Annotated in this window: 19 protein-coding genes and 1 pseudogene; 10 read left to right on the forward strand and 10 right to left on the reverse strand. The window is 61.3% G+C overall.

Annotated features, from left to right (window positions below; genetic code table 11):
• Nucleotides 1-204 precede the first annotated feature (204 nt).
• The 6 genes from BS629_RS37160 to BS629_RS37185 are packed head-to-tail and all read right to left on the reverse strand — an operon-like array spanning nucleotide 205 to nucleotide 8,907.
• Nucleotides 205-1,890: a thiamine pyrophosphate-binding protein gene (locus tag BS629_RS37160; RefSeq protein ID WP_018245954.1), complete on the reverse strand. Its 1,686-nt coding sequence runs from the start codon at nucleotides 1,888-1,890 to the stop codon at nucleotides 205-207.
• A gap of 21 nt (nucleotides 1,891-1,911) precedes the next feature.
• Nucleotides 1,912-3,105: an NAD(P)/FAD-dependent oxidoreductase gene (locus BS629_RS37165; RefSeq protein WP_018245955.1), complete on the reverse strand. Its 1,194-nt coding sequence runs from the start codon at nucleotides 3,103-3,105 to the stop codon at nucleotides 1,912-1,914.
• A 9-nt stretch (nucleotides 3,106-3,114) separates the two neighbouring features.
• Nucleotides 3,115-3,927 carry an NAD-dependent epimerase/dehydratase family protein gene (locus BS629_RS37170; RefSeq protein WP_018245956.1) on the reverse strand — a complete coding sequence of 271 codons (813 nt, stop codon included), beginning with the start codon at nucleotides 3,925-3,927 and terminating at the stop codon, nucleotides 3,115-3,117.
• A gap of 12 nt (nucleotides 3,928-3,939) precedes the next feature.
• Nucleotides 3,940-5,151, reverse strand: a complete 1,212-nt coding sequence (locus BS629_RS37175) for a pyridoxal phosphate-dependent aminotransferase (protein WP_018245957.1) — start codon at nucleotides 5,149-5,151, stop codon at nucleotides 3,940-3,942.
• A complete protein-coding gene (locus BS629_RS37180; RefSeq protein ID WP_018245958.1) occupies nucleotides 5,148-6,815 on the reverse strand; it encodes a hydantoinase B/oxoprolinase family protein in 1,668 nt (555 codons plus the stop codon). Before BS629_RS37180 ends, BS629_RS37175 begins: the two co-directional genes overlap by 4 nt.
• A gap of 10 nt (nucleotides 6,816-6,825) precedes the next feature.
• Nucleotides 6,826-8,907: a hydantoinase/oxoprolinase family protein gene (locus BS629_RS37185; protein ID WP_026188724.1), complete on the reverse strand. Its 2,082-nt coding sequence runs from the start codon at nucleotides 8,905-8,907 to the stop codon at nucleotides 6,826-6,828.
• A gap of 308 nt (nucleotides 8,908-9,215) precedes the next feature.
• Between BS629_RS37185 and BS629_RS37190 the strand changes: the two genes are divergently transcribed.
• From BS629_RS37190 to BS629_RS37210, 5 genes are all read left to right on the forward strand, one after another.
• Entirely contained in the window at nucleotides 9,216-10,331 is a 1,116-nt protein-coding gene (locus BS629_RS37190) for an ABC transporter substrate-binding protein (protein WP_018245960.1), read from the forward strand.
• A gap of 179 nt (nucleotides 10,332-10,510) precedes the next feature.
• On the forward strand, nucleotides 10,511-11,428 hold the full coding sequence (locus BS629_RS37195) for an ABC transporter permease subunit (RefSeq protein ID WP_018517823.1): 918 nt from the start codon (nucleotides 10,511-10,513) through the stop codon (nucleotides 11,426-11,428).
• 15 nt (nucleotides 11,429-11,443) lie between these two features.
• Nucleotides 11,444-12,754: a high-affinity branched-chain amino acid ABC transporter permease LivM gene (gene livM, locus BS629_RS37200; protein WP_018245962.1), complete on the forward strand. Its 1,311-nt coding sequence runs from the start codon at nucleotides 11,444-11,446 to the stop codon at nucleotides 12,752-12,754.
• Nucleotides 12,751-13,566, forward strand: coding sequence for an ABC transporter ATP-binding protein (locus tag BS629_RS37205; protein ID WP_018245963.1), 816 nt, complete (start codon nucleotides 12,751-12,753; stop codon nucleotides 13,564-13,566). The genes livM and BS629_RS37205 overlap by 4 nt, the downstream gene beginning before the upstream one ends.
• The gene (locus BS629_RS37210; protein ID WP_018245964.1) at nucleotides 13,563-14,297 is read left to right on the forward strand and encodes an ABC transporter ATP-binding protein; all 735 of its coding nucleotides are present in this window, start codon (nucleotides 13,563-13,565) and stop codon (nucleotides 14,295-14,297) included. The genes BS629_RS37205 and BS629_RS37210 overlap by 4 nt, the downstream gene beginning before the upstream one ends.
• Nucleotides 14,298-14,452: 155 nt before the next feature.
• Here BS629_RS37210 and BS629_RS37215 read toward each other — a convergent pair whose 3' ends face one another.
• From BS629_RS37215 to BS629_RS37225, 3 genes are read right to left on the reverse strand one after another with little or no spacing between them, the layout of a single operon-like run.
• Entirely contained in the window at nucleotides 14,453-14,731 is a 279-nt protein-coding gene (locus BS629_RS37215; RefSeq protein ID WP_018245965.1) for a DUF6522 family protein, read from the reverse strand.
• A 35-nt stretch (nucleotides 14,732-14,766) separates the two neighbouring features.
• The gene (locus BS629_RS37220; protein WP_018245966.1) at nucleotides 14,767-15,897 is read right to left on the reverse strand and encodes an HPP family protein; all 1,131 of its coding nucleotides are present in this window, start codon (nucleotides 15,895-15,897) and stop codon (nucleotides 14,767-14,769) included.
• A 56-nt stretch (nucleotides 15,898-15,953) separates the two neighbouring features.
• Nucleotides 15,954-16,859: a LysR substrate-binding domain-containing protein gene (locus tag BS629_RS37225; protein ID WP_018245967.1), complete on the reverse strand. Its 906-nt coding sequence runs from the start codon at nucleotides 16,857-16,859 to the stop codon at nucleotides 15,954-15,956.
• A gap of 259 nt (nucleotides 16,860-17,118) precedes the next feature.
• Between BS629_RS37225 and BS629_RS37230 the strand changes: the two genes are divergently transcribed.
• Both BS629_RS37230 and BS629_RS37235 read left to right on the forward strand, forming a co-directional pair.
• Entirely contained in the window at nucleotides 17,119-17,430 is a 312-nt protein-coding gene (locus tag BS629_RS37230) for a hypothetical protein (protein WP_077988811.1), read from the forward strand.
• 428 nt (nucleotides 17,431-17,858) lie between these two features.
• Nucleotides 17,859-18,059 (forward strand): hypothetical protein, encoded by a 201-nt coding sequence (locus tag BS629_RS37235; protein WP_026188725.1) that lies wholly within the window; start codon nucleotides 17,859-17,861, stop codon nucleotides 18,057-18,059.
• Nucleotides 18,060-18,192: 133 nt separating this feature from the next.
• Here BS629_RS37235 and BS629_RS37240 read toward each other — a convergent pair whose 3' ends face one another.
• Nucleotides 18,193-19,113, reverse strand: a complete 921-nt coding sequence (locus tag BS629_RS37240; protein WP_018245971.1) for a GNAT family N-acetyltransferase — start codon at nucleotides 19,111-19,113, stop codon at nucleotides 18,193-18,195.
• Nucleotides 19,114-19,374: 261 nt separating this feature from the next.
• Here BS629_RS37240 and argE point away from each other — a divergent pair, with 261 nt between their 5' ends.
• The 3 genes and pseudogenes from argE to BS629_RS37255 form a co-directional block, all read left to right on the forward strand.
• Nucleotides 19,375-20,496 (forward strand): acetylornithine deacetylase, encoded by a 1,122-nt coding sequence (gene argE, locus BS629_RS37245; RefSeq protein WP_018245972.1) that lies wholly within the window; start codon nucleotides 19,375-19,377, stop codon nucleotides 20,494-20,496.
• Between the two features lie 26 nt (nucleotides 20,497-20,522).
• Nucleotides 20,523-21,446: a 2-hydroxyacid dehydrogenase gene (locus tag BS629_RS37250; RefSeq protein ID WP_020493441.1), complete on the forward strand. Its 924-nt coding sequence runs from the start codon at nucleotides 20,523-20,525 to the stop codon at nucleotides 21,444-21,446.
• A gap of 25 nt (nucleotides 21,447-21,471) precedes the next feature.
• A pseudogene (locus BS629_RS37255) lies at nucleotides 21,472-21,606 on the forward strand (cupin domain-containing protein); the annotation flags it as partial.
• Nucleotides 21,607-21,684: the final 78 nt, after the last annotated feature.

Raw genomic sequence — 21,684 nt, forward strand, 5'->3', positions numbered from 1 at the left:
GTCAGGGGAAGGAAAGGATGATCCGCCTGCTGCTACGCTTCCTGCGCTCCTATCTTACCGTTTTCCACGACCGAAAGGATCAAGGATCAGCGCCGCTGGCTTACCGTTGGGGGTGATCCTTGTCGGCGCCCCTCAAGCGACTTCACTTTCCGCTGGTCTGCTGCGGCGCCGCCCGGCTTTTTGAGGCGGCGCCTTTTCCTGCGATCACTTTCCCTGTGCGATCGCCTGGTCGCGAATTTGCGTCAGGCTCATTTTCGGCGTCAGCGCTTCCGGGTCGATCCGGATTTCGATGAGACCCGGCTTGCCGGAAGTCTCGCAGCGTTGGAAGGCGCCGGCGAAGTCCTCGGTCCTTTCCACGGTCTCACCATGGAGGCCATAGGATCGCGCCAGCGAGGCAAAGTCCGGGTTCGTCAGGCGGGTGCCGGAGACGCGGCCGGGATACTCACGCTCCTGGTGCATGCGGATCGTGCCATACATGCCGTTGTTGATGACGAGAAAGATGACGCGAGCGTCATACTGCATGGCGGTTGCGAGTTCCTGACCGTTCATCAGGAAACATCCGTCGCCGGCAAAGGCAACGACCGTGCGCGCGGGATCGGTGATCTTGGCGGCGATCGCCGCCGGCACGCCGTAGCCCATGGAACCATTCGTCGGTCCGAGCTGGGTGCGGAAGGTGCGATACTGATAGAAGCGATGCGCCCAGGCGGAATAATTGCCGGCGCCGGTGGTCAGAATGGCGTCCGGCTTGAGATGGCCGCGCAGCCATTCCATGATATCGCCCATCTGCACCGGACCGGGCACCTCAGGATGCGCGAGATTTTCGAGATAGTCGGCATGGGCCGTCCTGGTCCAGTCCTTCCACACCGGCGCAGCCCGCGGCTTCAGCTTTGCCGCCTGCGAGAGGAAACCCGCGACGCTGGCATTGATCGGCAATCGCGCGTGATAAACGCGCCCCAGCTCCTCCGCGCTCGGATGAATGTGAACGAGCAACTGCTTCGGGACCGGAATGTCGATCAGCGTATAGGCGCCAGTGGTCATCTCCCCGAGACGGGCGCCGATGGAGATCAGAAGGTCGCAATCCTTCACATGGCGGATCAGCTTCGGCCCTGCGGCAAGACCGAGGTCGCCGGCATAGTTTTCGTGCGTATTGTCGAACAGATCCTGGCAGCGGAAGGAAGCTGCGACAGGCAGGCAGAAGGCTTCCGAAAACGCCTTCAGGTCGGCAACGGCCTGCTGCGTCCAGCCGCCGCCGCCAACGACAACCATCGGGCGTTTCGCCTCGGAGAGAAGGCCGAGCAATTCCTCGAATTGCGGCGGGCCGGCAAAGCCCTCAACTCGCTTGTAGGGCGGGGTGTCGGCGACATCGACCATATCGGTCAGCATGTCTTCAGGAAGAGCGACGACCACCGGTCCCGGCCTGCCGTTGACAGCTCGGTGGAATGCCTGGCTGATGAGCTCAGGGATGCGGGCGGCATCCTCAATTTCGACTACCCACTTTGCCATTTGGCCGAACATGCGGCGATAATCGATCTCTTGGAACGCTTCGCGCTCCATCTGATCGCGCGCCACCTGCCCGATGAACAGGATCATCGGTGTCGAATCCTGGAAGGCGGTATGCACGCCCACGGACGCGTTCGTCGCGCCCGGCCCGCGGGTGACGAAGCAGATGCCGGGTTTGCCGGTCATCTTGCCGTAGGCTTCCGCCATGTAGGCGGCGCCGCCTTCCTGCCGGCAGACGATGAATTCGATGGCGTCTTCCACGTCGTGAAAGGCGTCGAGGGCAGCAAGATAGCTTTCGCCCGGCACGCCGAACACGCGCTCGACACCATGGATGCGCAAGGCATCGACGAGCGCCTGGCCGCCGCTGCGCTTGGATGTTTCGTTTTTCATCGGGAGCCCCTCTCCTATGCTTTAAATGACGGCGTCTTCAAGGAAGGGGCGGTCAGCTGCCACCCGCTCGTAGCCGAATGGCGAAAGATCAAGCGTCTTGAAGCCGCCATAGGCAATCAGTTCCGAGAGACCCCGTCCCATTGCCGGCGACTGCTGGAGACCGTGCCCCGAGAAGCCGTTTGCGAAGAGGAAATTGCTGACCTCAGTATGCGGTCCGAGGACGACATTGTGATCGAGGGTGCAATAGTCGTAGTGGCCGGCCCAGGAATTGACGACCTTGATCGCCTCAAAGGCCGGCACCCGGTTCGCCAGGATCGGCCAGATTTCCTCGTCGAATTCGTCATGCATGACGTCGAAATCGTTCGGATCTACCTCAGGGTCATGTTTGGGATAGGTGCCCATCAGATAGAACTTGCCCTCGGGCCGGAAGAAAACGCCGGTGGGGTCGATCGTCAGCCCCACCTTTCCTTCCAGGGGCGTTCGGCAATCGACGACGAACAGCGAGCGTCGGCGTGGCTCCACGGGGACGTCGAGCCCAGCCATCCCAGCGACTTTCTTGCCGTTGGTGCCTGAGGTGTTGACCATCGTGCCACAGGCAATCGTCTGGCCGCTCTTCGTCGACACGGAAACGATGCGGTCTCCCTCTCGGTTGATGGCGACGACTTCGTCTTCGATGTATTCGACGCCGAGCGAGCGCGCCTTCTTGCGAAAGCCCTGCAGCAGACCGACACTGTCGAACCAGCCCTCGCCCCGCTCGCCGGTGCTGCCGAGCGTCAATCCTTCGAGGTTCAGCCAGGGAAACCGGCGGCCGAGACCATCCGGATCGAGCAGCGTCACCTCCGCGCCGCACGAGACCTGGGTCTCGTGGTTGCGCCGGAGAACCTGATCGCCGCGATCGTCCTCGGCGAGGAACAGATAACCGGCCTCGTGAAAACCAATCTCGGGCGTGTCGTCGTCGACAATGACGTTTTCCTTGAAGTGGCGGATGAACTCCGTCCCGAACTGCGAGACTTTGACATTGATCGCATTCGAAAACTGGTGGCGGATGGAGCTGGAGGATAGCGCCGTCGCCGAACGCTGATAGGTCCAGTCCTTCTCGATCACCAGGACCGATCCGTTGAAGTCCGGGTTGGTCGCCAGAAAATATGCCGTCGAACTGCCGACCACTGCACCGCCGACGATCACCACGTCATAGGACGACTTGGAAGCTTGCATCAGGGCGTCTCACTTCTTCTCGTCTTCATAGTGGCCGGCGGCGGCAAAGCTGCCGCCCTGGAAGCGCACCGCCGGATCGTTGGGATCGCCCTGTTTCGTATTCTCGAAAACCTTGTCCGCGTAATCGTCGGCGCTGTCTTCCGGCCTGTATCCGAGCGATGCCGCCGTGCGGTTGTCCCAGAACGCCCGGCTGTTGTTGGACATGCCATAGGCGACCATGAAGCCGACGCGTTCGGCCGACAGGCTCTTTTCGACGAGCTGGCGGCAATCGCGATAGGAAAGCCAGGTGATGAGATGGCGCCGGTCCGTCGGCTCGGGGAAAGACGAGCCGATACGCAGGCTCACGGTCTCGATCCCGAACTTGTCGAAATAGTAACGGCTGAGGTTTTCGACGAAGGTCTTCGACACGCCGTAGAGACTGTCGGGGCGGGTCGGAACGTCGCCGTCGATCGTCTCGGTGCGCTCGTAAAAACCGATGGCGTGAACGGAGCTGGCATAGACGATGCGCTTGACGCCATGCTGCCGGGCTGCCTCATAGATGTTGTAGCTGCCGACGATGTTGGCGTTAAGAATGGTGTTCCAGGGGGCCTCCAGCCCTTGACCACCCATATGAATGATGGCGTCGCAGCCCTCCACGGCTTTCGAAACAGCGTCGAAATCGGAAAGGTCCGCCGGGAAATCCTCCTCGTGCGGCTCGAGGTTCTCGCAAGGCTTGCGTGCAGACAGCCTGAGGATCTTGCCAAGCCTTGTTCCTGACTTGCGCAGCTGGGTTCCCAGAGCGCCGGCCGCGCCGGTCAGAAGCGTGCGCTGATAATCGGTCATCGAATTTTCCCTTTAGCGAAGTTTGGCCAGTGCATCGGCGGTGCGCTCGATGGCAATGGCAAGATTGTCACGCGATGTCGCGAAGGAAAGGCGAATATAGGGTTCGACACCGAAAGCGGCACCGGGAACGGTGGCGACCTTGCCTTCCCTGAGGAGATAGGAGGCCAGTTCCGTATCGTTGGAAATCCTGGCGCCGTCTGGCGCCGTCTTGCCGATATAGTGGGCGCATTTGGGAAAGAGGTAAAAGGCTCCTTCCGGAGCCCGCACATCAAGACCGGGTATCGCGCTGAAGCCCCTTGCGACCAGTTGACCGCGCGCCTTGTATTCGGCAACCGCCGTCGTGACGAAGTCCTGGGGACCGTTGAGCGCGGCGGCGGCGGCAAACTGGGTGATCGAGGACGGGCAAGTCGTGCTCTGGGACTGAAGCTTGTTCAGCGCCTTGGTCAGTTCGCGCGGACCGGCCGCATAGCCGAGGCGCCATCCTGTCATGGCATAGGCCTTGGATACGCCGTTGATGATGAGCGTGCGGTCCTTCAGCTCCGGGCACGCGACGACGAACGACGTGAAGGGCACGTCGCCGCAGACGATATGTTCGTAGATCTCATCCGACATGATCGCCACGTGGGGATGCCGTGCCAGCACTGCACCAAGCGCCCTCAGTTCGTCCGCCGTATAGATCGCCCCCGTCGGATTGGACGGAGAATTGAACAGGAACCAACGCGTCTTCGGCGTGATAGCTGCTTCCAGCCGCTCGGCTGTGATCTTGAAGGCATCCTCGACACCGCAAGGCACGATCTTCGGAATGCCGCCGTGCAGGACGACGATGTCGGTGTAGGAGACCCAGTAAGGCGCCGGCACGACCACCTCGTCGCCGGGCTCCAGCGTGGCCAGGAATGCATTGAAGAGGATCTGCTTGGCGCCGTTGCCGATGGAGATCTCATCCATGGCGTAGTCGAGGCCGTTCTCGCGTTTGAACTTGGCGACGATCGCCTCGCGCAGCTCCACCAGGCCGTCCGGCGCGGTATAGCGGGTAAGCCCCTTGCGCATGGCCTCGATCGCCGCCTGAACGATATGATCAGGAGTGTCGAAATCTGGCTCGCCGAGCGACAGGTCGACGACATGCTCTCCTTTGGCCCGCATCGCCTTGGCGGCGACCGACACCGCCATGGACGGCGAGGATTTGATCGTCGCGACGCGTGTGCTTTCGAATGCAATCATGTTCATGCCTTGCCTCCCTTAGTCCGGCTCCTGCCGTAGGCTTCAGCCTGTTCTTCGGTGATGTATCCATGCTTCAGGTCCTGCTCGATCGCCTCAGCCGGGCGATGTGCCGGATCGCCGTAACCGCCGCCGCCCGGAAGCGACAGAACCAGGCGCCTGCCTTCCGGCACGAATTGCAGCCCCTTGCCCTTGAGAACCGTACCGTCGTCGAGCGCGACTGCGCCGGCCGTGCCGCTCAGTCCGCCTTCGCGGCCGCGGGCGGGGTGGCCAAGCCTGTCGAACATGGCGGAGAAGCGGAAGCTGAAGCCTTCGGCCGCTTCGATCTCGATCATCTGGCCGAGACCGCCGCGTTGCGCGCCGGCACCCCCTGACCCCTCGCGCAATTCCTTGCGCCAGACGATGACGGGGCCGACATTCTCCGTCGCCTCGATCGGCATCGTGTGGACGCCGCTCGGAAAGGCAGTGGCGTTCAAGCCATCGAGAGCGGCGCGTGCGCCGGTGCCGCCGGAATTGAACATCAGGATTTCTGCGCCCCTGCCGCCGATCTGATCGGAGACGGGGCGCACGCTCATATGCAGGTTCCAGAGTGCGCTGGCACCTTCCGCAGGCACCTGGCCTGGAAGCGCCTGATGCAGCGCGCCCAGCACGAGATCCGGGACAAAATGGCCGAGAACGTGGCGGACAGCGACCGGCGCCGGCCGCTTGGCATTGAGGATGCAACCTTCCGGCGCCACCACCTCGAAAGGTGCAAGCGAGGCAGCGTTATTTGGAATTTCCGGCGCCACGACGCATTTGATGCCGTAGCAGGCATAGGCCTTGGCATAGACGAGCGGCACATTGATGCCGAACTTGCTCATGCCTGAGGTGCCGTCGAAATCGACCACGATCCCCTCGGGGCCGATGCTCAGCTTGGCGGCGAGATGCACCGGCTCATCATAGCCGTCGAGATCGAGGCTGTAGTTCCAGGAGCCATGCGGCAGCTTCTTCAGCCGCTCCAGCGTTGCCTCGCGGCTGTGCTTGAGGATGAAGCCGCCGATCGTCGACAGATCAGGGAGATTGAATTCCGTCAGCATGTCGACGAGCCGGCGCTGGCCCGTTTCGTTGCAGGCGGCGAGCGCATAGAAGTCACCGACGACCTTATCGTTTTCGCGAACATTGTTTCGGACGATATGGATCAGCGTCCGGTTCAGCTCGCCGCGCTCGAAGAATTTCATGATCGGGATGAAGAGGCCCTCTTCATAAACTTCGCGGGCATCCGGGCCGAAACCGCGGCCGCCGACATCGACGACATGCGCGGTCGAGGCGAAATAACCGACCAGCTTGCCGCGATGGAAGGAGGGCGTGACGACGGTGATGTCGTGCAAGTGGCCCGTTCCCTTCCAGGGATCATTGGTGATGTAGACGTCGCCTTCAAAGACATTGTCCGGCCCGATGTCGCGAATGAAATGCGCGACGGATTCCGCCATGGCGTTGACGTGGCCGGGCGTGCCGGTAACCGCCTGCGCCAGCATACGGCCTTCCAGGTCGAAGACGCCGGCCGACAGATCGCCCGCCTCGCGCACGGAGGTGGAGAAGGCCGTGCGGATCAGGGTCTGCGCCTGCTCTTCAACGACAGAGATCAGCCGGTTCCACATGACCTGCATATGGATATCGATCATGGATTGGTTCATGTGACTATCCTCAGATCCGGGTTGCGAGAAGGCAGCCGTCGTGCTGAACGATGGCGTTGAAGGAGGAAGTGAGAACGGTTGAGGTCTCACGCTCGACGATGACGGCGGGACCCTTGATCACGTCGCCGGACTTCAGGCCGGTGCGCTCGTGAATGCCGGCTTCGAGATAGGCGCCTTGGGAGGCCTCGAACAGGCGTCGGGTCTTGCCCGGCTGCACGATATTGCCTTCGGCGACGGAGGGAATGCGTTCGACCGGCGGGAGCGGCGAACTCGCCTTGACCGACCAGCTGACGATCTCGATATCGAGACCCTCGATGGCGCGGCCGAAGAAGCGCTCATATTCCTTTTCGAAAGAGGCCGCGATCGTCTCGGCGCTCGCAGGGTCGAAATTGTCGTCGGCAAGCGGGACCGGGATATCCCAGCCCTGCCCGGCATAGCGCATGAACAGCGTGCGCTCGATCACCGGGGAGCCGGTGTCGAGCCCGCCTTCGACAAAGCCGAGTGCTTCGGCCTTCATGGCTTGCAGCAGGCGGTTGGCCTCTAAATATTCGAAATTCGACAGGCTGAAGACGGCGCTGCGGACGGATTCGTAGCCGAACGGCGCCTTGAGGAAGCCGATCGCGGAACCGACGCCGGCGCCCGGCGGAACGAGGAAGGTCGAGATCCCCATCTTTTCGCAGAGGCGTGCGGCATGCAGCGGTCCTGCGCCACCGAAGGTGATCATGGTGAAATCGGAAATGTTCTTGCCGTTCTCGACGGTGTGGACGCGGCCGGCATTGGCCATGTTCTCGTCGACCATTTCGCACGTGCCGTAAGCGGAAGCCTCCGGGTCGAGGCCGATGACCGCGCCGATATCGTCGCTCATCGCCTGGCGGCTCGCCTCGACGGAAAGCGGGATCGCGCCGCCCGCGAAATTGGCGGGATCGAGCTTGCCGAGGATCAGATCCGCATCGGTCACGGTGGGGTTCTTGCCGCCGCGCTGGTAACAGGCTGGGCCCGGCTCGGAGGCTGCCGAATGCGGGCCGACGCGGATCTGGCGCATTGCGTCGACCGAAGCGATCGAACCACCGCCTGCGCCGATTTCGACCATCTCGACGACGGGAATGGAAATCGGCATGCCGGATCCCTTGCGGAATCGATAGGTGCGCGCGACCTCGAAAGTCTTGGCCGTCTTCGGTACCTGGTTTTCGATCAGGCAGATCTTGGCAGTCGTGCCGCCCATGTCGAAGGAAAGAACCGTATCGAGACCGTATTGACGGGCGATGTCGGCCGCGAAGATCGCGCCGCCCGCTGGACCGGATTCGACGAGGCGCACCGGAAATTCGGAGGCGCTCTCGACCGAGACGATCCCACCGCCGGAGTGGATCATGAAGACCGGGCAGCGGACGCCGATATCCTTCAGCGACACGACGAGACGGTCGAGATAGGATTTGATCGCCGGCTTGACGTAGGCATTGGCACAGACCGTGTTGAAGCGCTCGAATTCGCGCATCTGCGGAGAAACCTCCGACGAGATCGAAACGGAGAGGCCAGGAAGGCGCTTCAGGATCGCGTCGCGGACGGCGATCTCGTGTGCGCCATTGGCATAGGCATGAATGAAGCCGATCGCGACACTTTCATAGCCGCCTGCCGCGACCTTCTCGACGACGGCTGCAACCGAAGCATCGTCCAGATCAAGCAGAACCTTGCCCGCCGCATCGATACGCTCACGCACGACGAAGCGGTCAGCGCGCGCGATGAGAGCCGGCGGCAGGGAAATATTGAGATCATACTGCTCGAAACGGTTCTCGGTGCGCATCTCGAGCACGTCGCGAAAACCTTCCGTCGTCACGAAGGCGGTCCTGGCGCCGCGCCGCTCGATCAGCGCGTTGGTGGCAAGCGTCGTGCCATGGATGAGGATGCCGATCTCTGAAAGAGCGACGCCCGCCATGTCGGCGACGGCCTTCACACCCTTGAGGATCGCCCTCTCCGGCGCCGTATAGTCCGTCAGGATCTTCGTCGAGTGAAGCGTCCCGTCGAGGTCGAGAGCGATATCCGTAAAGGTGCCGCCGATATCGACGCCCACCCGGCAGTTTCGTGGCGTGCTGCTCACCGTCTTGTTCCCCGCTTTCTTAACGTTCGAGGCCGCGCTTGCGCGATCATCGATCCTGCCATTCTTCACTGTTGCAAGCGATGCCGCAACATTTCCGCTTGACGGTCTTCGTATATGTCACTTATCATATAAGTGTCAATTAAGAAAAGGACCGGAAATCTCGAAAATCGCTCTTCGCAGCGGCTGAGACAAAGAGAATTTACCTAACAAAAATAATAGCTTCACCTTCAAGGCGAAGCATGAACGCGGACTTAAACCGCGTCGAGAACGACTAAAAATCGAACAGCTTCAACCAGAGGGAAAAACACATGAAATCCATATCGACACTTCTTAGCGCCACCGCCGTCGCCTCCGCCTTGCTGTTTTCCAACGCTTTGGCGGCCGACACGATCAAGATCGGCGTCGCCGGCCCCTTTACCGGCGCCAATGCGACCTTTGGCGAGCAGGTGTTCAGCGGCGTGTCCGCCTACGTCACCGACGTCAACGCGTCGGGCGGCATCAACGGCAAGAAGATTGAACTGGTGAAGGGTGACGACGCCTGCGAACCGAAGCAGGCCGTTGCCGTCGCCAATCGTTTCGTCGACCAGGACAAGGTCCAGGCGGTGATCGGGCATTTCTGCTCGTCCAACACGATTCCCGCTTCCGAAATCTACAATGATGCCGGCATCCTCGAAATGACGCCGTCCTCCACCAATCCGACCGTCACCGATCGCGGTTTCGACAATCTGTTTCGTGGCTGCGGCCGTGACGACCAGCAGGCCGTCGTCGCCGGCAGCTTCATTCTGGATACGCTGAAGCGGGACAAGATCGCCCTCATCCATGACAAGGACACCTATGGCCAGGGCCTGGTGGACGCCGTCAAGAAGACGATCGAAGCGCGCGGAATCAAGCCTGTGATGTACGAAGGCCTGACCCGTGGCGAACGTGACTTCAATGCGCTCGTCACCAAGATCAAGAGCTCCGGCGCCAACGCCGTGTACTTCGGCGGTCTCATTCCCGAAGGCGGCCCACTGATCCGCCAGCTCAAGGAGCAGGGTGTCGACGTGGTCATCGTCAGCGGTGACGCGTTCGCCCAGACGGAACTGGTCGCGGCAGCCGGCGGCGCTGAGAACCTCAAGAACGTCTATTATTCGGCAACACCGGATCCGCTGGCGGATCCCTCCACGCAGGGCGTCCAGGACGCGCTGAAGAAAGCCAACATCACGCCGGCAAACTACGTGCTCTATGGCTATGCCAATGCGCAGGCCGTCGTTGCCGCGCTGAAGGCCGGCGACGAACTGAAGGCCCAGGCCGACTATCTCCGCAGCAACACCGTCGATTCCGCCATCGGCAAGATCACTTGGGACGCCAAGGGCGACATCAAGGACTTCAAGTTCGTTTTCTACAACTTCGACGACAAGGGAACCCCTGTCTTGGTGAAGTAAGGCATTTTGCCCGAGCCGGCCGGACCTAAAGCTTGTCGCGCAAAAGTGTGCAGCGGTTTTGCGGTAGCGACATGCGGAAAAATAAAGACCTAAAGCGCGATCAGAGACTCTGAAAGATCGCGACGCGCTTTAGGTTCGGCCGGCTTATCCATCCCCGAAAACCATAAGAGGGGTTCACCATGGACTTTTACATCCTGGTTCAACAATTGTTCAATGGCATCACGCTGGGGACGATCTACGGCCTGATCGCGGTCGGATACACCATGGTCTACGGCGTCATCCGGATGATCAACTTTGCTCATGGCGACGTCTATATGGTATCGGCCTATATCGCCGCCATCACGCTTGCCGTCCTTGGCTATTTCGGCGTTCAGTCGGTTCCCTTCGCCTTGATATCCGTGCTGGTGATCAGCTGCGCAATCACGGCCGTCTATGGCTGGGTGATCGAGCGCGTCGCCTATCGGCCGCTTCGCGGCTCGACCAAGCTTGCTCCGCTGATATCGGCCATAGGCATCTCGCTGATGCTGCAGAGCTACGTCCAGATCGCCCAGGGCGCACGCGACCAGGGCGTGCCGACGCTCATCCAGGGGGCGTTTCGCATCGGCAACGATACCCACTTCGCACAGATCACCTACATGCAGACGGTGATCCTGTTTGCGTCACTGATCGCCATGGGGGTGCTGACCTATGTGATCAACTACACCAGGATCGGCCGCGAATGCCGCGCCACCCAGCAGAATATCCGGATCTCCGCGATACTCGGGGTCAATACCGACCGGATCATTTCGACGGTCTTCGTCATGGGTGCGGCCACTGCCGCCGTCGGCGGCACGCTCGTCACCTTCAACTACGGCTCTTTCAACTTCTTCATCGGCTTCGTCATGGGTATCAAGGCTTTTACGGCCGCGGTGCTCGGCGGGATCGGCTCGCTGCCCGGCGCCGTGCTCGGCGGCATCGTCCTCGGCCTGACCGAGGCGCTGTTCGCCGGCTATGTCAGCACCGACTACAAGGACGTCTTCGCTTTCGCATTGCTCATCACCCTCCTGTTTTTCCGACCCTATGGCCTGCTTGGCCGGCCGGAAATCCAGAAAGTCTGAGGAGGAGCAAGAACGATGGAATCCAACCGCCTTCGCGCACTCCTCAAGCAAGCGCTCCTCACTTTTACAGTCTCCCTTATCCTGTTCGGCCCGATCTCGGGGCTGGTTCTCGCCGGATTTTCGTTCACGAACGAACTGATGCGCGCGGTACTCCTAGCGGCCGTCGTCACGGCAGGACGTCTAGCGCTCTCGCTGTTCCAGATCAGCAGCCTCGGCCGAAAACTCACCCGGCGCATGGCCGGCAACGGCGCCGGTGTGACCGTCATGACCGGCAAGGAAAGGTCGCCGCTGCTGGTCCTTTCCCTGTTGTTTGTCGCCGGGTTGAGCTTGCCGTTTTTTGCCGACAAATACCTCCTGGGTATCGCGATTCTTGCCCTGATATACTGCCTTCTCGGCCTGGGGCTTAACATCGTCGTCGGGCTTGCTGGCCTGCTCGACCTCGGCTACGTCGCCTTCTACGCCGTGGGCGCCTATCTCCTGGCGCTCGGATCGCAATATCTCGGGATCGGCTTCTGGGGCGCTCTGGTGCTCGCCCCATTCCTGGCCGGCCTCTTCGGCATGATCCTCGCCTTTCCCGTTCTGAAGATGCATGGCGACTATCTTGCCATCGTGACGCTCGGATTCGGCGAGATCATTCGTCTGGTGTTGAACAACTGGCTGGAATTCACCGGCGGGCCGAACGGCGCCCCGGTTCCGGCACCCACCTTCCTCGGCCTCGAATTCACCCGTACCGCCAAACAGGGTGGCGTTCCCATTCATGAATATCTGGGCATCGCCTACAGCGCGGACTACCGGTTCTGGTTTCTCTATTTCGTGCTGTTTCTTGTCGTCTGCTTCGTCATCTACGCCGTGGAGCGACTGCGCGTCATCCCTCTCGGCCGCATGTGGGAAGCGCTGCGGGAAGACGAGATCGCCTGCCGTTCGCTCGGCGTCAATCACGTCTTCACAAAGCTCACGGCCTTCATGCTCGGCGCCTCCACGGGCGGCCTCGCCGGCGTCTTCTTCGCCGCACAACAGGGCTTTGTGAACCCGACATCCTTCACGTTCTTCGAATCCGCGCTCATCCTGGCGATCGTCGTCCTTGGCGGCCTCGGATCGACGGCGGGCGTCATCTCGGCCGCACTCGTTCTCACCATTCTTCCGGAGCTTCTGCGTGAGTTCGCCGAATACCGCGTTCTGGTCTTCGGTATCCTGATGGTGGTGATGATGTTCTGGAAACCGCGCGGCCTGGTCCGCATCAAGCGCCCGGCATTCTTTCCGAGCTCGATGAAAGAAGGCATCGGCAGCGAACTGTCCTTTGAGGGCAAGGCGGAGGCTGGACGATGAGCCCCATCCTCGAAGTACAGAATGTCACCATGCGTTTCGGCGGCATCGTCGCCAACCGGGACGTCAGCTTTTCTGTCGAACGCGGCACGGTGACCGCCCTGATCGGTCCCAACGGCGCCGGCAAGACGACGATGTTCAACTGCATCACCGGATTCTATCGCTCCAGCGAAGGCCGCATCATGCTGAACGGACGCGATGGTCCGACGGATATCGGCCAGTTGGTGACCAAACCGATGACCGGCGGCTCACACCTTGTGACGCGCGCCGGGATTGCCAGGACGTTCCAGAACATCCGCCTGTTCAAGGAAATGTCGGTCATCGAGAACCTTCTGATCGCCCAACATCTCGCCACCCGCAACAACATCCTCAGTGGCGTTTTCCGGACCCGGGCGTTCCGCAAGGCCGAGGCAGAGGCTGTCGACCGCGCCTATCACTGGCTTGGGCAAATGAAGCTTGCCGACGACGCCAACCGCCTGGCCGGCGAACTGCCTTACGGCCGGCAGCGCCGCGTCGAGATCGCCCGCGCCATGTGCACGGGCCCGAGCCTCATATGCCTCGACGAACCGGCTGCCGGCCTCAACCCTTCCGAAACGCTGGATCTGGCCGAGGTCATCCAACGGCTTTGTGCCGATCACAAGCAGACGGTTCTCGTCATCGAGCACGACATGGGTCTCGTCATGCGCATTTCGAACCACATCGTCGTGCTCGATCATGGCGAGGTGATCTCCGACGGCACGCCGCAGCATGTCGCCAACGATCCGGCCGTCGTCGCCGCTTATCTCGGTGTGAGCGAAGAAGAGGTACCAGCATGAGCCAGTCGTCCGACACGCAGGTACCGCTTCTCGAATTCGCCGGCGTTCATGCCCATTACGGCCCGGTGGAAGCGCTGAAGGCGGTGAACGTCCATATCTCAGCCGGTGAGATCGTCAGCCTGATCGGCGCAAACGGCGCCGGCAAGACCACGCTGCTTTCTTCTATCTTCGGGGCGCCGCGCGCCTCATCGGGCAAGATCCTGCATCGTGGCGAAGACATCTCGCAGATGCCGACCAGCAGGATTTCCAGGCGCGGCATAGCACTCGTCCCGGAAGGTCGGCAGATTTACCAGGAGATGTCGGTCGAAGAGAATATGATGATGGGCACGACGCCGATCGGCATGGCCCACTTCGAAGAAGACCGGAACACCATGTTCGAGCTCTTCCCGCGCCTGAAGGAGCGCCGAAATCAGACCGCCGGCACCATGTCGGGCGGCGAACAGCAGATGCTCGCCATCGCCCGCGCCATGATGGCGCGGCCGGAACTGATCCTGTTCGACGAACCGTCGCTCGGCTTGGCGCCGCTGATCGTCAAGCGCGTTTTCGAAGTTTTGCGGGAGATTGCTGCGATGGGCAAAACGATATTTCTCGTCGAGCAAAACGCCAACCATGCACTGAAGCTTTCGCAGCGGGCCTATGTCATGGTCAACGGCCGCATTCATCTCTCCGGCGACAGCGCCGCCCTGCTCGATAACCAAGACGTCCGCAAGGCCTATCTCGGACTGCACTGAACAAGGGGCTTCCAGCCGGCATAGTCAATTTGCCGATGGCCAGCGTCGACTTCCACCTGCCGCTCGGCGGCCGCAAGGGATCGTTCCTTCGATCGGCGCGAACAGGGCCGAGCGGTGCAGCAAACCGGCGTAACGCACCATGCATAAGGACGGGGTCAGACCGGATGCCGTCCGGAGGATTTACCCCGAAGAACGGTCATCTGCTCTTGCTGCACTTCATTTTCATCGTTCAAAACGGCTTGCCAAAGCCTGTTGCCGAGCCGAAGCGACACCCGTTTCGTCCCCTCGTGTTCGGCAGTACCGATTTCCACGGAGCTGACGACGGAGCCATGGCGCATGTGGCGGCGAAGATCGGCCAGCGACAATCCGAACCGTCTCGCGAGCTCCGATGATTCCAGGATAAAATCGCCATTTGAATCGCGCTCGATCAGCACCGACTTTTTCTCCAGCTACGTTCCACGCTCACCGCTCAGGCCACCGCCCGAATCGCATTGTCCCCCTTTGGCAGCAATCGCGCCACTGCGCTCAGGAGATCCGTCTGCGATATCAGGCCAAGGATCCGGTAGTCGTCGTCGACAATGATGACGGCATGCGTGCGACCGTCCGTCAGAACAGGCAACAGCGACAGAGCAGAATCCGAAGGTCTGGCCACCGCCGGCCTCGAGATCGCGTGCGCGATGGTCTCGGTGCTCATGGACAATTCCCGCAAGCCGACGGCGCCGACGAGGCGGCCCTCCGGATCCTTCACCGGCAAGGTGCGGATATTGTGCTTCAAAAGAAGATGCCGTGCAGCATCCGGTTCCGAGGCTTCGCCAATGGCGATCACGTCACGCGACATGATATCGGCACAGCTGATCTTGCCGTTTGAGCGGATGGCCGATTGCAACTCGACCTGCTGCAACAGCCGGCCGAGGTCTGCCCGATCGATATCAAAGGTTTCGTCGAGCGCTTCGAGGGCCGCATCGACATCCTCTTCGCGGAAACCCACCCGCACGGCAGACGGCAGGTCCACTGTCTGATGGGTGTTCTCCGCGGGTTTCGGAACGACGTGCGGATAATTCCGCTTGGAAAGCTTGTGGAACAACAGGCCAAGGCCGACGAGGATGCAGGAGTTCAAAGCGACGGGCACGAAGGGAAAAAGAAATCCCCAGCCGGCAACGACAGGACCGCCGAGCACGGCGGTCAGTGCGGCGGCTCCTCCCGGCGGATGCAGGCACCGCGTGAAGGACATCGCGCCGATGGCAAGCGAAACGCCGACGCCGGTCGCGATGATCGGATCGCGAATGAAATAGGCGGCAATAATCCCCATCAGAGCGGAAATCGTATTGCCGCCGATGATCGACCAAGGCTGCGCAAGCGGACTTGCCGGCACCGCGAAAAGAAGCACCGCGGACGCCCCCATCGGCGCGACGATCAGGGGAAGATGCGGCCCCTGGCCGAACAGATAGCCGCTGATGACGCCGGTGAGACCAATGGCCAGCAAAGCGCCGAGACATCCAATCAATCGCTCTCGTAAGGTCGCACCGGCCAGAATAGGTGAAAACAAACGGAAGCGGCGGAAGCGGCTCGGTCTCACCTTCGGGGAAACGGGATACTGCATGACAAGACCAATTTTAAGCGAGGATTATCTGGCGGCGAAGGAGGAAGACGTTCAGGTTAGTTTGTTGCCAGCCTGATATCTCTGCCCCTTGTCGCGCTGAGGACTTCGTGGAATGCGTTGAACGCGCTTGGGCGATCATTCCTGCGGTAGACGAGCAGCGTCTCGACAGGCCCGAGCTGATGGGTCTGGAGAGGCGTCGGCCAGTGCATGAGATCAAGGACGGATCGCGGCATGACGCCGGCCGTATTGCCCGTCGCAACGCTCGCCAAGATCGCGTGGTAGGAGCCGAGTTCGCTCGTCGGCAGGGTGCTCGATTTGCGCGCCCAGTTTTCGGCGATCCGGCGATAGGTGCAGCCGGGTTCCAAAGCGGCGAGTGATCCGACACGCAGGTCTGCGGCTGACTTGATGGAGGGATGCCCGGACGGCAACACGATCAACAGATCCTCGACGAAGACCGGCTCCATTTCGAGCGCCTTGAGTTCAGCATCGAAGCTCGAGTCTTCCTCGCGCATCGTCTTCGGTGGGCGGGCAATCAGCGCGCAATCCAGTGCATCAGAGAGAACGTCGCGGATCAGATCGCGGGACGCCCCCATCGTCAGATGAAGCGACACCTCCGGCCACATCTGATTGAATTGCGTCAGCGCCGCCGGCAGCCTGCTTGCCGCCGTGCTCTCCATGGTGCCGACCCGCAATGTCCCGGATGGGGCCAGAGGCCGCACCGCCTGGCGCGCTTCGAGCGCAAGCGCCATAAGCCGGTTGGCATAGGCGAGAAACGTCCCGCCCTCGCGCGTCAACGTCATCTTCTTGCCGTCACGGCTGAAGAGCGAAACGCCGAGGTCCTCCTCCAATTGCTGGACGCGCGTCGTCACATTCGACGGCGCCCGCCCTACGGCCTTGGCAGCCTTGGTAACGCTGCGGTCGCTGGCAACGGCGAGGAATATCTCGATCGATGAAAGGTCCAATGAAAGGATCTCGTTTGCAGAATTAAGACGATAGATAATTCTCTATATAAAAATCATTGCTCCAGCTCAAGCCAGTTTCGGATCGGACGAAAAACATGAGCCCAAGCAGACGAGCGATTGCCGAAAAAAGGGTCGCGACGCCGAGGAAATAGCCATGCAAGCCGCGACGTTGCCTCTGTCGGACGACGTTTTGAGGGTTTGAGGCTGGCATGAGGTTTGCATGCTTAGGGCTATCTGCGGATCGATCGGCGACGACCCTATGTTGCAACTTGTCTTGACCTGTCTTCTTCTGAGCGTCGCTTCAGGCTTGAGCATGCGGCGTTTTCTTCTGCCGTATTTCCCAGGCGGCGATCTCGCCGAGAAATCTGCCGCTGTGACAATCGTCGCAAGCGCCGTCTTTCTGGCGGCAATCGCTTTCACCGTCTCCGATCAAGATCTCTGGGCAAAATCCGTCATCCTGATGCTCGGCCTTTCGCTGGCAGCCATGTTCGACGATGCGAGACCCAGGCTGACGATCGCTCTCTCCGCCATCAGTCTGGCAGCCTACCTCGGGCTGCGTTCGATCGGCTGAGCATCCAACCATCACGCAAACAGATCAGTGGCGATTGAACACCGCAACTTATCGCCGGTGTCGAAGCCCAATCGAGGCGACTACATCCACCGACGAAATCATTCGTCAACAGAGCCACATCTCACAACCTGAAACATCTCCCGACGGGGGAAGAGGAAGAGTTCGCGCAATACGAGAAAATGATCTCTATTGAAGAATATTCTTCCGCTGCTATTCTGTATTATAGAACATTCGCCGCGGCACGCTGGGATCGCAGCAAGCAGAAATCGGACCTCTCGCGATCGGTGTCTCTCGACTCCAGGAAATCGAGACCATCGATCCCAGGAGCTGATCGTGACCGATGCCGAAAGCCGGTTTCGTAACGACAACGGCTCCCGTGCCGCACGGATGTTCGAGTTGCGCTGACGATGAGGAGGCGAGTGGCGATCATGGACAACGACCCGGCAGGAAAAATCTGGTCGGAATGGTATGCTTGGCATCCTGTCTTGCCGATCGATGACTCCGTGTTCTGGCTCGAGACCGTATACCGCCGGGAAAGCCCGGAAGGTCTCTGGCAATATCGTTCGTTCCGGCCCGAATTTGAACGCCGGCAGGCTCTGATCGACATACCGGTCTGTCCCGGCGCTTAGAGCAATTCCAGGAAAAGTGCGAAGCGGTTTTCCGTCCGGAATTGCGTAAAAACAAAAGGATAGAGCGGTTCTGCGCTTCCGTTAAAAGCTGAACCGCTCTAGAATCCGACAACGATCGCCAGGTAGGCCTGCGTCAACCGAGTGCCTGACTGACGAGTGCATAGGTTCTCGGCTCGTGCGCCGCCTGATGTCCCGGAACCGGAAGCCAAGGGCCGCCGAGCGACATGGTCGTCACGATGTCGTAAACGGGAAGACCGCAGCGAGAGAGGAAATCGGAAAAGGTCCCGCCCTGCTCGCGTGTGTCGAGGCGCAGGAACGCTCCTGCATGCTCGGCGGCATGTGGGCGGACGACGGCGATCGCGTCTGCGTCACTGCCCGCCACAATAGGACCGATGACATGGCCACGCCCGAACCGCCGGCAAAGCGAAAAAGCCTCGATCCTGCCGGCACGGGTTAACACGATGCCTTTGGAATTTGCCATCAACCGGGCCAGGAGCAGCTTGCGATCGGTGCCGAAGGCCACGCAGTCCAATTCGGCGATCGCTTCCAGATCGCCGGCCTCCACTGCCCGTATCACAGCACCGGACGGCAGCTCCACATCCGGCGGCGATATCGCTTCGCCCTGGCATTGAAAGACGAGTGCCTCGCGAACAAAGTTCAGGGAACGATAGAGACGTCGCGCCGCGCGCGTCGCATTCAGCCCGAGGTTGCGCCCGGCGACCTGCTCCAGCGCGTGGCCCATGAGCCATTGCCCGGCGCCATTGGTTTGAAGACGCGGCGAGGTGATGACCATACCGATCGTTGCAAATTGGGCATCGTAGGGAAACCACATCGCAGAGCCCAGGATGCGGCCGATTTCATCGATCGCCACGATGCCCTGGCCGAATTCCCGCAAGAACTGCCAGTCTTCGCCACGATGCGGCCAGGCGACGGTCATCGACAGCGCATGCAACTTGTCGAGGGCGACGCTGTCGATCCCGGCAATGTGCGTCTCGAAACTGTCGACGAACCTGGATTCGGATGTCAGTTCGCTCACTCCCACCCCCTGCCGCATTTTTCTGGCCAAGCCTGCGCCCGGAAACTTCTCTGACCAGACTAGAACAGATCGTTCGATACAATTCACTGGTTGGGCCGGCGCAAACACAACAATCGACCAAATCCGCTGCGCTTTCGGCAAATAAAGCCTGGACCGTCCTCTAAAGTCATTGACTAGGCCCGACCGGCCGCAGTCGCCGTTCACCGTGAGCCTGGAATGTCGCCTCCCGTCAGCCCAGTTGCAAGCACCCTCAAAGATCCCCGCACTGTGAGGAATCCCATGCAGGCAATTGAAATTCTCGAAAGGCTCGTTGGCTTCCCCTCCGTCGTCGGCACGCCGAATGGCGAGATCGTCGCGTGGATCCGGCACTATCTGCAGAGCCACGGCGCTGTCGTCACCGAGCTTCCCGGCCCGGAAGGCGATCGGTCGAACCTCTTCGCCACGATCGGCCCGAAGGAAACGCCGGGCTATATCCTCTCAGGCCATATGGACGTGGTCCCCGCCGCCGAAGGCGGCTGGACCAGCGATCCGTTCCGCCTGCGCGCCGAAGCGGACCGCCTCTACGGACGCGGCGCCACCGACATGAAGGGCTTCCTGGCCGTCGTTCTCGCCGCCGTCCCGGCGCTTGCGGCCATGCCACTTCGCCAGCCCGTCCACCTTGCCTTTTCCTATGATGAGGAGGCCGGCTGCCGCGGCGTGCCGCACATGATTGCCTGCCTGCCGGAGCTCTGTGCAGCCCCGCTTGGTGCAATCATCGGCGAGCCGAGCGGCATGCGGGCGATCCGCGCCCACAAGGGCAAAGCCGCCGCCCGGCTGACGGTCAGGGGCCGGTCCGGCCATTCCTCGCGCCCGGACCAGGGACTGAACGCAATCCATGCCATCACGGATGTTCTGGCCTGCGCTCGCGCCGAAGCCGAACAGCTCACCTCCGGCCCGTTCGAGCATGTCTTCGAACCGCCCTACTCCTCCCTTCAGGTCGGCACGCTGAAGGGCGGCCAGGCAGTCAACATCATTCCCGACAGTTGCGAGGCCGAGTTCGAAGCGCGGGCTATTTCCGGCGTCGATCCAGTCACGCTGCTGGCGCCGCTCCGAGTGGCGGCCGAGGCGCTGTCGCAGTTCGGCTTTCAGGTGGAATGGCGCGAACTCAGCGCCTATCCGGCACTTTCGCTTGCCGCCGATGCGCCGCTTGCGACACTGCTTGGCGAGCTGACCGGCATCGAGCCGCTCGCCGCCGTCAGCTACGGCACGGAGGCCGGCCTTTTCCAGCGCGCCGGCATCGACGCGATCATCTGCGGCCCTGGCGACATCGGCCGCGCCCACAAGCCGGACGAATTCATCCTCACCGGCGAACTGCTCGCCTGCCAGGCGATGGTCGAGGCGCTTGGCCGCCGCTGTGCCTGATGACATCCGATCAAGGAGCCGACGCAATGACCTTTCTCTTCAATTCCGACGCGAAGCGCGGCGCCATCTTCGCCGAAGCCTTCGCGCGCGAATTGCCCGACATTGCCTTCTCCATGGATCCCAAGTCGGTCGAAGCGGACGCCGTGCGCTACCTGATCACCTGGACGGTGCCGGATGATCTCGCGCGCTATCGCAATCTCGAAATCCTCTTTTCGATCGGCGCCGGCATCGACCAGTTCCGCATCGATGCCGTGCCAGCATCGGTCAAGGTCGTGCGCATGGTCGAGGACGGCATCATCAGAATGATGCAGGAATATGTGACGCTGGCCGTGCTTGCGCTCCATCGCGACCTGCCGACCTATCTCGACCAGCAGCGGCGCCGGACCTGGCAGACGATCGCGCCGGTGCAAGCCTCTGAACGCCGCATCGGCGTGCTCGGCCTCGGCATGCTTGGAAGCGCGGTGCTCGAGCGTCTGCAGCCCTTCGGTTTTCCGCTTTGCGGCTGGAGCCGCAGCCCGCGCGAGATCGACGGCATCCGATGCCTCAGCCGCCGCGACGGCCTCGATACCCTGCTTGCAACCACCGACATTCTCATCTGCCTGCTGCCGCTGACGGATGAGACGCGCGGCTTCCTGAATGCCGAGCTCTTCGCCAGATTGCCGGCCGGCGCTGCGCTCGTCCATGTCGGTCGCGGCGCTCAGCTCGATCATCAGGCGCTCGTCGACGCGCTCGACACCGGACATCTCTCCGGCGCCGTCGTCGACGTCACCGATCCGGAACCGCTGCCTGAGGACCACGCCTTCTGGAACCATCCGAAGATCCTGCTGACGCCGCACATTGCAAGCGTCACCCAAGCTGAAACCGCCGCGGCGGCCGTGATCGGCAACATCAAGCGGCACCAGGCAGGCCTCGATCCGATCGGACTGATCGATCGCAGCCGCGGCTACTGAGCTCTCAACCTAGGAAAGCAAAATCATGTCCCTCCTCAAGACGATCGACACCAATCCATCCTTCGCGCCGCGCGAGTCCGGCCCACTTCCAGAACGGCTGATCTCGGGCAATCCGGCCTTCAAGACCTGGGCGCAGGACGTCGCCCGCGGCGAGACGGTGACCTGCCACTGAGAATTTCCTCCAGAATGGATTAGAGTCCGGCCTATTAAGGGACGGACGAATGAAGAAGCAGAGATT

The sequence above is a fragment of the Rhizobium leguminosarum bv. viciae USDA 2370 genome (genome assembly GCF_002008365.1).
In the GTDB taxonomy this organism is placed as follows: Bacteria; Pseudomonadota; Alphaproteobacteria; order Rhizobiales; family Rhizobiaceae; genus Rhizobium; species Rhizobium leguminosarum.